A 10,792-nucleotide genomic window follows, 5' to 3' on the forward strand; every position below is an offset into this window, starting at 1 on the left:
AACCGGTCAGCCCGCGGACGGGGTGGTCCCGGCAGGTCGGCGGAAGATGGTCCAGTACATGAGGCCGACCATCACGCCACCGCCGACGACGTTGCCCAGGGTCACGGGCAGCAGGTTCCCGAGCAGGACCGCGTCCCACGTCAGCGCGGAGTACTCGCCGGCGCCCCCGAGCTCGGCCGTCCCGCGCAGGAGCAGCGCGAGCGGCAGGAGGAACATGTTCGCCACCGAGTGCTCGAAGCCGGCGGAGACGAACAGCGCGATGGGCAGGGTGAGGGCGAGGACCTTGTCGGTCGTCGTGCGCCCGGAGTAGGCGGCCCACACCGCCACGCACACCATGAGGTTGCACAGCACGCCGAGGACGAAGGCTTCGACGACGGAGTGCCCGACCTTGCCGACGGCGGTGTCCAGGACCACCCGGCCCCAGGCGCCGTCGGCGGCGTGCCACGTGCCCCCGACGTAGACGAGGACGACGACGGTGAGGGCCCCGAGGAAGTTGCCCGCGTAGACGACCGCCCAGTTGCGCAGCAGCTGGGCCCAGGTGATCCGGCCGCTCGCCCGCGCGGTGAGGGTGAGCGTGGAGGAGGTGAACAGCTCGGCGCCGGTGAGGACGACGAGCACGATCCCGGTGGAGAAGACCAGCCCGCCGAGCACCCTGGCCACGCCCCACGGCAGCGCCTGCGCGCCCACCTGGCTCGTGGTCCAGAAGACGAAGGCCAGGGCGATGTAGCCACCGGCGGTGACGCCCAGGAGGAAGGAGGTGAGCGGGCGGCCGGTGGCCTTGGCGCAGGCGGCGTCCTCCGCCGCCCGGGCCAGCTGCGCCGGGGAGGGGATCCCCGGTGACTCCGTGACCGTGCCGGTCATGACTCTCCCGTCTGCACCGGGAGGCCCGGCACGTTCCCCGATCCTCGCGCGCCGGAGGGGCGCGGACGGGGGCCCTTGGACCCGGGCCGGGCACCGGACGAATGCCGTCAGCCGCCGTCGGACGCCGTCAGCCGACGTCGTCCGTGATGAGCCCCTCGCGCAGCGCGACCGCGAGCGCCTCCTCCCGCGAGCGCACGCCGAGCTTGCGGTACACGCTGCGCAGCTGGGACTTCACCGTGTTGGCCGAGACGCCGAGGGCGGCGGCGATGTCGGTGGCCGAGGGCGAGGTGGCGAGCTCGCCCAGGACGATCTCCTCCCGCTCGGTGAGCGCGACGAGACTGCCGGTGGTCCGCACGAGGTCCGGGACGACGTCGAGGTCACCGAGCGCACCGACGAGCTCGGGCCGGCGGGCGGCGAGGAGGTCACGCAGGGCCAGAAGGTCCGAGCGCGGCACGAGGACGAGGTGGAGGCGCAGCCCGTGGTGGGTCATCTGCGCGCACATGCGGCAGGCAGCGTCCAGGGCGGTCACCTCGTCGCCCATGCGGAGCGCGGCCGCGGCGAGGACGAGGTCGATGATCGCGGACACGCGCGGCGCGACGTCGCCGGCGCGGTGGGAGGTGGCGAGGCGGGCCAGCGCCTCCTCCGGCTGCCCGGCGGCGAGGTCGATGACGCCGTGGACGGCGTGGCTGCCCGCCGTCGGGGTCACCGTCGCGAGCGCGCGCCGCGCCGCCCCGACGCGCCCGGCGAAATGGTGGAGGATCGCGCCCGCGATCTCGACCATCTCCCGCTCTGCGGCGAGCACCCGCTTGGTCACCCGGTCCAGGGCGACGTGCTCGCGGATCCGCAGCAGCTCGGGGTCGCTGTTGGCCCGCACGGCCCCGATGAAGGCGCGGAGGACGACGAAGTAGGGCTGGTACTCCAGGGTGTCCAGGTGCGGGGCCATGACGTCGACGTGGTGCTGGGCGCCCTCGTGGTCGAAGGCCTCCAGGCGTTCCCAGCACGCGGCGTAGTGGTAGAGCGCGCCCCGGTAGTCGTTCATCGCGCCCTCGGGCCAGCCGAGCGCGTCGGAGCGCTCCCGCATCTCCCGCGCCACGCGCATGGCACCCACGTGGGCGAGGAGGCCGGCACGGATGGCCAGGGTGTGGTGGAGCGGGTGGTCGGTGCCGCCGACCGGGCGGCCGATGGCGACGTCGAGCGTCTCCAGCGCCTCACCGGCCCGGCCGAGCCGGAAGAGTGAGATCGCCGTCTGGTTGTGCAACGACACGAGCTGGGAGGACAGGTCCGCCAGCCGGTCGTCCGGCTCGGCGAGCACCTCGACCGCGGCACGGGTGCGCGCCAGGCCGCGTGAGCTGCCCGTCAGCCGCAGGGCCACCGACTCGAGGACGTCCAGGACGAGCTTCTCCTCCACCCCGGCACGAGGGCGGCGGTGACGCACCCCCCAGAGCGCCAGGCCGAAGTACTGCACGGCCCGCACCCGGTGCCACAGGTCGATGTTGAGGGCCAGCGCCAGGAGGGCCGCGAGGAAGGGCTGGTGGCGCATCCGCGCTAGCGGGATCGCGAGCAGCCGGTCGCGCAGCTCCTCGCGGTACCCCATGAGCTCGGGCCAGCGGAGCATGACGACGCGCGAGGCCAGCTCGTCGTCCCGGGCGTCCAGGGCCTGGCGGAAGGCGGCCACCGAGCGCCCCTCCGCCAGCTCCCAGCGCGCGACGTGCGCGTGGAGGGTGGGCAGCTCCTCCGGGATGCGGCGGGCCGCCTCCTCACGCAGCAGCCGCAGGACGAGGTGGTGGTAGCGCAGCGTAAGCCGCTGCCGCTCGCCGAGCCAGGCGCCCAGCCCCAGCTCCTCGACGCGGCGCAGGTGCGCGGCGGCGCCCGGGGAGCCGCTGAGGACCTCGGCGAGCGGCTCGGTGACGACGTCGGCGGTGCTCGTCCGCAGGAGGAAGAGCGAGAGGGCCGGGTCGTTGACCAGGAGGCGCACCACCGCGTCGCGCAGGACGTTGCCGCCGAGGCGGTCCAGGTCCTCCGGCCGGCTGAGGAGCCGCTCCTCTGTGCGGGCCTCCATGAGAAGGGCACGGACGAGGAGCGGGCGGCCCGCGCTGAGGTCGACGACAGCGCGCGTGAGATCGGGTGCCACGGGTTGCCCGTCCGGGTCGATGAGCAGTGCCACCTCCTCCTCGGTGAGCGTGAGCTCCTCCGGGCCGATGACCGTGAGGTCGGTGGTGAGCGCGATGGCCGGCGACTCCAGCGGCGAGGGGGTCCGGGTAGCGACGACGACGCTGAGGTCGGCGCACTGCCGCACCAGCGCCCACACGTCGTCCGGCACGAGCGGGTCGGTCACCAGCTCCGCGTCGTCCAGGACGAGCAGGAACGGGCCACCGAGCTGCGTGAACGCCCGCTCGAGCACCCGCCGGAGCTCCTCGCTGTGGCCGAGCTGGGGGATGCCGGCCATGACGGAGCCCGCGGGCAGCAGGCCCGTGTCCTCGACGGCGGTGGCGACGGCGGACCAGAAGGCGGCGCGCGACCGGTCGGCGGCCGTGACCGTGAACCACAGTCCCCGGGTGTGCTCCAGGCCGCGGGCCCACTCGGCGAGCAGGGCGCTCTTGCCACTGCCGGCGGGGCCACGGACGACGGTGAGCGCGGTGGTCGGGTCGAGCCGCTCGAGGAGGCGGGGACGTGGGAGATGCTCCCGGGGTACGCGGGGCACGCCGACGACCCGTGTGACCGGCTGCCGCATGTTCGTCTGTCCGCCCGTATGTCCGCCCTGTGGCTCACAGGGTACGGCCGCACATCCCCGGTGTGAAGAGCCCGTCCGCGCCCCGCTCGGGGACGGGCGTGCCGGGGCGAGCGGCGCGCCGCCGAGCGGAAAAAGGTGCGCCCTCACGCACGCCGGGGACGCGTGGGTGAGGGCGCGGGCGTCGTGCCGGCCGGGCACAGCCGGCACGACGCCTCCGGGTCAGCTGGAGCGGACCCGGGTCCTCAGCGCTGCTCCACCGAGGAGCAGCAGGGCCGCGAGCGCCAGCCAGGGCGCGCCGGCTGCTCCGGTGCTCGGCAGCGCCGCCTGCGGGACGGTCGGGGCCGAGACCTCGGACCGCTCGATCTCGACGACGGCCTCGTCCTCGTCACCGACCTCCGGTCCGGCGGGCGGCGTCCCCACCGCGGTGGCGGTGTTGCGGACCTCGAGGGCCTCGACGTCGGCCTCGGTGAGGTCGTAGCGGACGGTCGCCGTCACGGACTGACCCGGTGCCAGCACGCCTGCCTCACCCGGCCACTCGCCGTAGGAGAAGCCGTACAGCCCCTCCTTCTCGTCGACGATCTCCACGCCGCTGAGGGTGACGTTCCCCGTGTTCGTCGCCGTGATCGTGTAGGTGACGGTGTCGCCGGCCGCGTGGGGCTCGTCGCCCAGGCTGCCCTCCTTGACGACGGTGATGTCCGCGAGCTGCGGGACCGGCACGGTGGCCGGGTCCTCGTCGCTGACGTCCTCGCCGGACGGCGTCGTGCCGGTGGCGGTGGCGGTGTTGACCACCGTGCCGGCGTCGACGTCGGCCTGGGTGAGCGGGTAGGTCGCCGTGGCGGTCACCGACTCCCCGGGGGCGAGCACGCCGGCCTCCGCCGGCCACTCGCCGTAGGCGAGCTCCGACAGCCCCTCCTTGGCGTCCGCGACCGTGACGCCGCTCAGCGTGACGTTCCCGGTGTTGGTCGCCGTGAAGGAGTACGTGACGAGCTCACCCGGAGCGCCCTGGGCACCGGCCTCGAGGGCGCCGTCCTTGTGCAGCGCGATGCCCGGGTTGCCGGGGACGACGACCTCGTGCCGGTCCTCGTCCGTGACGTCCTCGCCGGACGGCGGGGTGCCCACGGCGGTGGCCGTGTTGTCCACCCGGCCGGCGTCGACGTCAGCCTGGGTCAGCGTGTAGGAGGCGGATGCGCTCACCGACTCACCGGGGGCCAGGACGCCGGCCTCGCCGGGCCACTCGCCGTAGGCGAGCTCGGACAGGCCTTCCTTGGCGTCGACGACCTCGACACCGGTGAGGGTGAGGTTGCCGGTATTGGTCGCGGTCAGCGTGTAGCCGACGACCTCGCCGGGGACGCCCTCGGCTCCCTCGGGCAGCTCACCGACCTTGACGACGGTGATGCCGGGTGCCTGCGGGACCGGCACGGTGGCCGGGTCCTCGTCGGTGACCCGCTCGTGCGTGGGGGCGGCGCCGACCACGGTGGCGGTGTTGTCGACGCGGGCAGCGTCGACGTCGGCCTGGGTGAGGTCGTAGGACGCGGTGGCCGTCACCGACTCGCCGGGCGCGAGCACGCCCTCGGCGCCGGGCCACTCGCCGTAGGCGAAGCCGTACAGGCCCTCCTTGGCGTCGGTGACCGTGACGTCGTCGAGCGTGACGTTGCCGGTGTTCGTCGCGGTGAGGGTGTAGGTGACCGTGTCACCGGGGGCGCCCTGCGCACCCTCCTCAAGAACTCCGTCCTTGACGAGGGTGATGGCCGGCTCGCGCTCGACGACGACGGCGTGGTGGTCCTCGTCGTCGACGTCCACACCCTTGGGCGAGGTGCCGACGGCGGTGGCCGTGTTGTCCACGCGGCCGGCGTCGACGTCGGCCTGTGTGAGGTCGTAGGACGCGGTGGCCGAGACCGACTCGCCGGGGGCGAGCGTGCCGGCGGCACCGGGCCACTCGCCGTAGGCGAGGTCGGACAGCCCCTCCTTGGCGTCGGCGATCCCGACCGCGCTGAGCGTGACGTTGCCGGTGTTCGTCGCGGTGAAGGAGTAAGTGACGCTGTCCCCGGCCTTCCCGCCGTCCAGCGTGCCGTCCTTGACGACGGTGATCGCCGGCACCTGGCGGACGGTGACGTCGTGCGGGTGCTCGTCCTGGACCGGGTCACCGGTCGGCGGGGTGCCGACGGCGGTGGCGCTGTTGTGCACCTTGCCGGCGTCGACGTCGGCCTGCGTGAGGACGTAGGTGGCCGTGGCCGTCACCGACTGGCCCGGGGCCAGCACGCCGGCCGCGCCCGGCCAGGTGTAGCCCAGTGCGGACACGCCGACCTTGGCGTCGACGATCTCGACGCCGGTCAGGGTGACGTTGCCATCGTTCGTCGCGGTGAAGGAGTAGGTGACGGTGTCACCGGCGCGGTGCTGCCCGTCGGTCGGCAGGGCGCCGTCCTTCTCGACGACGATGCCCGGGTTGCCGGGGACGGTCACCGTGACCGGGTCCTCGTCATCGACGGGGTCGCCCACCGGCGGGGTGCCGATGGCGGTGGCGGTGTTTTCCACCTTGCCGGCGTCGACGTCGTCCTGGCTGAGGGCGTAGGTCGCCGTGGCGGTCACGGACTGGCCGGGGGCCAGCACGCCGGTCGCGCCGGGCCAGACGTAGGTCAGCTCGGACAGCCCCTCGAGCTCGTCGACGACCGTGACGTCGTCGAGCGTGACGGTGCCGGTGTTCGTCGCGACGATCGTGTAGGTGACGACGTCGCCGGCGACACCCTTCGCGTCGTCGGGCAGGACGCCCGCCTTGGCGACGGCGATGGCGGGGGTGCCGGGGACGGTGACGGTCGCGTCGTCCTCGTCGGAGACGGGGCCGCCCGTGGGCGGGTGACCGCTAGCAGTCGCGGTGTTGTCGACCGTGCCGGCGTCGACGTCGGCCTGGGTGAGGACGTAGGTGGCCGTGGCCGTCACCGACTGGTTCGGGGCGAGGACGCCCTCGGCGCGGGCGGTGGACCAGTCGTAGGTGAGGTCGGCGAGGCCGGGCATCGGGTCGGCGATCGTGATCCCGGTGAGAGTGATGTTGCCGGTGTTGGTCGCGGTGAAGGTGTAGGTGACGGTGTCACCGGCCGCGCCCAGTGCGCCCTCGGCGAGAGCACCGGTCTTGACGAGCTCGATGCCGGCCGCGCCCGCCGTCGTCGCGATGGTCGCGTCGTCGTCGTCCGAGACGGACGCGCCCGCCGGCGGGTTCCCGGTGACGGTCGCCGTGTTGTCGACGCGTCCGGCGTCGACGTCGGCCTGGGTGAGCGTGTAGCGGGCCGTCGCGGTGACGGACTGGCCAGGGGTCAGCGTGCCGGCCTCGCCCGGCCACGTGCCGTAGGCGAAGTCGTACAGACCGTCGAGCTCGTCGGTGATCGCGACTCCGGTGAGCGTGACGGTGCCCGTGTTCGTCGCGGTGAGGGAGTAGGTCACGGTGTCACCGACCGCGCCGGTGGCACCGTCCTCGAGGGCGGCGTCCTTGACGAGGCCGATCGAGGGGGTGAGTCGGACGTCGGCGGTGTCGGTGTCCACGACGGTGTTGCCCGCCGGGGTGGTCCCGGTCACCGTGGCGGTGTTGGACACGCCGCCAGCCCGCACGTCGTCGACGTCGACGTCGTAGGACGCGGTCGCGGTCACCGACTGCCCCGGGGCGAGCACCCCGGGAGCGCTCGGCCACTCACCGAAGGTCACCTCGGACACGCCCTCGAGCTCGTCCGTGAGGGAGACGTCGGTGAGCGCGACGCCGCCGGTGTTGGTGAGGAGGAAGGAGTAGTCCACCGACTCCGCGTCGGTGCTGAGCGTCGCCGTCTTCTCGAGGTCGATGCTCGAGCAGCTGCCGTCGACGATGTCGACGATGGTCCGGCTCAGCGACGCGAAGTCAGCGAGGTGATAGTCGCTGCCCTCGACGGTGCCGGAGATCTGGCTGACGTGCTCGACGAACTGGGCCTTGTCGGCGTCGTTGATGTTGTCCGCCACACCCATCGCGATGACCCGGGTGCCCTCGTCCTTGACAAGGTTCGCGCTCTGGACGGCGCGGGTGATCGTCTCGGTGCTCACGGAGCTGCCAGGACCTGCCGCCGGTGAGCCGTACTGGGTGGGGTTGCCGTCGGTGACGAAGATGAGGCCGTCGTACGACTCAGTGGAACCGGCGACCGCAGCCAGCGCCCGGTCCCAGTTGGTGCCACCCTGCGCCGACTGCGGACGAGCGAGGCCGTTGACGTGGCCGGCGACCGTGTCCGCACCGCCATCCCTGAGGGCCGTGAGGCCGAGGGATCCGTTGCCCGACGTCGCGGGTGCGTTGGACGCGAAGTTGTGGACGGCGAGGCGCACCGGGTAGTCGACCAGTGCGTCGGCCATGTCGCCGATCGCCCGCTTCATCTGCGTGAGCTGCGAGTCCGTCACCGAGTTCGACAGGTCGAGGCTGATCGCCAGGTCGAGCTCGCACCGGTCGGGGAGGGCCGGGTTCGGCGCACCGGGGACGGTGGACTGGACGGCGCTCGCGCCGCTGACGAGCGCGGTGGAGGCGATGAGGACGGTCGTGGCGACGGCGACGGCCCTGCGGACGAGACCGGGCCGCCCCCGGTCTGTTCGAGTGCGTAGACGCATGTGTGGTCGTTTCCCCTTGAAGTCGACGGTCGGGACGATGGGCCCCAGGTCGCTCCTACTTTGGGAGGATGCACAGACCTCCTTCGGACGGAGGGTGGGAATTTCACCCCGGCTATCACCCCGGCGCCCGGCACAACGTGACCTGGCTCTCAACCCGCACCCACGTGTGGCGCGGTCTGGGGCGCCGGTGTAAAGCAATACGCTCGGCGGCGTGATCAGTTCCCGCGGCAGCACCGCCCTCGACGCCATCGCTGAGCAGTACGTCCTCCGCCTCGCCGAGCTCGACCCCGTCGCCGCCACCTCCCTGGGTATCCCCGGTCACGACGACGAGCTCCCCGACCTCTCACCCGACGGCCAGCTGGCGCGGGCCGAGGCTGCCATGGAGGCGGTCGCCCGGGTGGCCGCGACCGACGCCGTGGACGAGGTCGACGCGACGACGAAGGCCTCCATGGCCGAGCGCCTGGGCCTGGAGGTCGAGCTGTACATGGCCGGCGAGCTCGGCCGCGAGCTCAACGTCATCGCCTCCCCCGTCCAGGACCTGCGGGACGTCTTCGACCTCATGCCCACCGACACCGCCGGTGACTGGGAGTGCGTGGTGAGCCGGCTGGCCGCCCTGCCCGGGGCGATGTCCGGCTACCTGGAGTCGCTGCGCGCGTCGGCCGCCGACGGGAAGGTCGCCGCGCTGCGTCAGGTCGAGGCGTGCATCGCCCAGGCCGAGGAGCTTGCCGCGGAGGGCACCTCGTTCTTCGACAGCTTCGTCGACGGCGCCCGGCCGGACGGCGTCGAGCCCACCGGCGCCCTCGCCGAGGCGCTGGTCAGCGGTGCCACGGCCGCGCGTCGCGCCTACGGCGAGCTCGCCCAGATGCTGCGCGAGGAGCTCGCGCCGCGTGCGGGCACGCAGGACGCCGTCGGCCGCGAGCGCTACTCGCTGTGGTCGCGCCACTTCCTCGGCGCCGTCGTCGACCTCGACGAGACCTACGAGTGGGGCCTGGAGGAGCTCGCCCGCGTCACGGCCGAGCAGGAGGCGGTCGCCGCCCGGCTCTACGGGCCGAGCACGAGCCCGGCCGAGGCGATGGCCCGCCTCGACGCCGATCCGAGCCGCCAGCTCCACGGCACCGAGGCGTTGCGGGCCTGGATGCAGGAGACCTCCGACCGCGCGGTGAGCGAGCTCGCCGGCACGCAGTTCGACATCCCCGAGCCGGTCCGCCGCCTCGAGTGCCGCATCGCCCCGACGCAGAGCGGCGGGATCTACTACACCGGGCCGAGTGCCGACTTCTCCCGGCCCGGACGGATGTGGTGGTCCGTGCCCGCGGGCGTCACGGAATTCAGCACGTGGCGCGAGCTCACGACAGTCTTCCACGAGGGCGTCCCCGGGCACCACCTCCAGATCGGCCAGACGGCCTACCGCTCGGAGCTGCTCAACACCTGGCGCCGCCTCGCGTGCTGGGTGAGCGGCCACGGTGAGGGCTGGGCCCTGTACGCCGAGCGGCTCATGGCCGACCTCGGTTACCTCGACGACCCGGCCGACTACCTCGGCATGCTCGACGGCCAGCGCCTGCGCGCGGCGCGCGTGGTGCTCGACATCGGGGTCCACCTCGGCAAGCCCGCCCCCGCTCAGTGGGGCGGCGGCACCTGGGACGCTCCCAAGGCGTGGGAGTTCCTCAAGGAGAACGCCAACATGGCCGAGGGCTTCCTCTCCTTCGAGCTCGACCGCTACCTCGGCTGGCCCGCCCAGGCGCCGTCCTACAAGGTGGGCCAGCGGCTGTGGGAGCAGCTGCGCGACTCCGCCCGGGACCAGGCCCTCTCGCGCGGGGAGGCCTTCGACCTCAAGACCTTCCACCGGCGGGCGCTCGACGTCGGCTCGGTGGGTCTGGACGTCCTGCGCTTCGCCGTCCTCGGGCGCCCCGAGGCCACCGTCCGCACCTGACCGCGGGCGCGAGGACGAGGCTCACGTAGGCTCGCTGCCCGTGAGACTCGTCCTCGGCTCGGCCTCCCCCGCCCGCCTCGCCACCCTGCGCGCCGCCGGCCTCGACCCGGAGGTCCACGTCTCCGCCGTCGACGAGCCGGCCCTCCTGCGCGCGGCGGGCGAGGACGCGACCCCGGCCGACCAGGTCCTGCTGCTCGCACGCGCCAAGGCGCGGGACGTCGCGCCCACCGAGCGGGACGCCGTCGTCGTCGGGTGCGACTCGATGCTCGAGCTCGACGGCGAGGTGCACGGCAAGCCCGCCGACGCGGCCGAGGCGGTCGCCCGCTGGCGGCGCATGCGTGGCCGCTCCGGCGTCCTCCACACCGGGCACTGGCTCGTCGACACCCGCGAGGCCACCGCGCCGGAGGCCGGCGCGGTCTCGTCGACCACCGTCCACTTCGCCGACCTCAGCGACGCGGAGATCGACGCCTACGTCGCGACGGGCGAGCCGCTCGTCGTCGCCGGCGCGTTCACCGTCGACGGGCTCGGCGGCCCCTTCGTCACCCGCATCGAGGGCGACCACCACGGCGTCGTCGGCATCAGCCTGCCGCTCCTGCGCACGCTGCTCGCCGAGCTCGGCGTCCCGATCACCGACCTCTGGGTCCGCTGACCCACCTCCTCCCCCCCTG

Annotated in this window: 5 protein-coding genes; 2 read left to right on the forward strand and 3 right to left on the reverse strand. The window is 73.5% G+C overall.

Annotation, left to right across the window (positions count from 1 at the left end; genetic code table 11):
• Positions 1 to 6: 6 nt before the first annotated feature.
• From focA to M3148_RS09000, 3 genes are all read right to left on the reverse strand, one after another.
• Complete coding sequence (gene focA, locus M3148_RS08990; protein ID WP_251304332.1) at positions 7 to 861, reverse strand: formate transporter FocA; 855 nt, start codon at positions 859 to 861, stop codon at positions 7 to 9.
• Positions 862 to 988: 127 nt separating this feature from the next.
• Positions 989 to 3,562, reverse strand: coding sequence for a LuxR C-terminal-related transcriptional regulator (locus M3148_RS18145; protein WP_251304333.1), 2,574 nt, complete (start codon positions 3,560 to 3,562; stop codon positions 989 to 991).
• Between the two features lie 249 nt (positions 3,563 to 3,811).
• A complete protein-coding gene (locus M3148_RS09000; RefSeq protein WP_251304334.1) occupies positions 3,812 to 8,197 on the reverse strand; it encodes a DUF7507 domain-containing protein in 4,386 nt (1,461 codons plus the stop codon).
• Positions 8,198 to 8,408: 211 nt separating this feature from the next.
• Here M3148_RS09000 and M3148_RS09005 point away from each other — a divergent pair, with 211 nt between their 5' ends.
• Together M3148_RS09005 and M3148_RS09010 are read left to right on the forward strand one after the other, a co-directional pair.
• Positions 8,409 to 10,124, forward strand: coding sequence for a DUF885 domain-containing protein (locus tag M3148_RS09005; RefSeq protein WP_251304335.1), 1,716 nt, complete (start codon positions 8,409 to 8,411; stop codon positions 10,122 to 10,124).
• Between the two features lie 34 nt (positions 10,125 to 10,158).
• Entirely contained in the window at positions 10,159 to 10,773 is a 615-nt protein-coding gene (locus M3148_RS09010) for a nucleoside triphosphate pyrophosphatase (protein WP_285883997.1), read from the forward strand.
• Positions 10,774 to 10,792: the final 19 nt, after the last annotated feature.

Source organism: Georgenia satyanarayanai (genome assembly GCF_023715365.1).
Lineage (GTDB): Bacteria > Actinomycetota > Actinomycetes > Actinomycetales > Actinomycetaceae > Oceanitalea > Oceanitalea satyanarayanai_B.

Bases quoted from the DNA above. Each gene is read 5' to 3' on its own strand.
- focA (WP_251304332.1), bottom strand. From the start codon at position 861: ATGACCGGCACGGTCACGGAGTCACCGGGGATCCCCTCCCCGGCGCAG.
- M3148_RS09000 (WP_251304334.1), bottom strand. From the start codon at position 8,197: ATGCGTCTACGCACTCGAACAGACCGGGGGCGGCCCGGTCTCGTCCGC.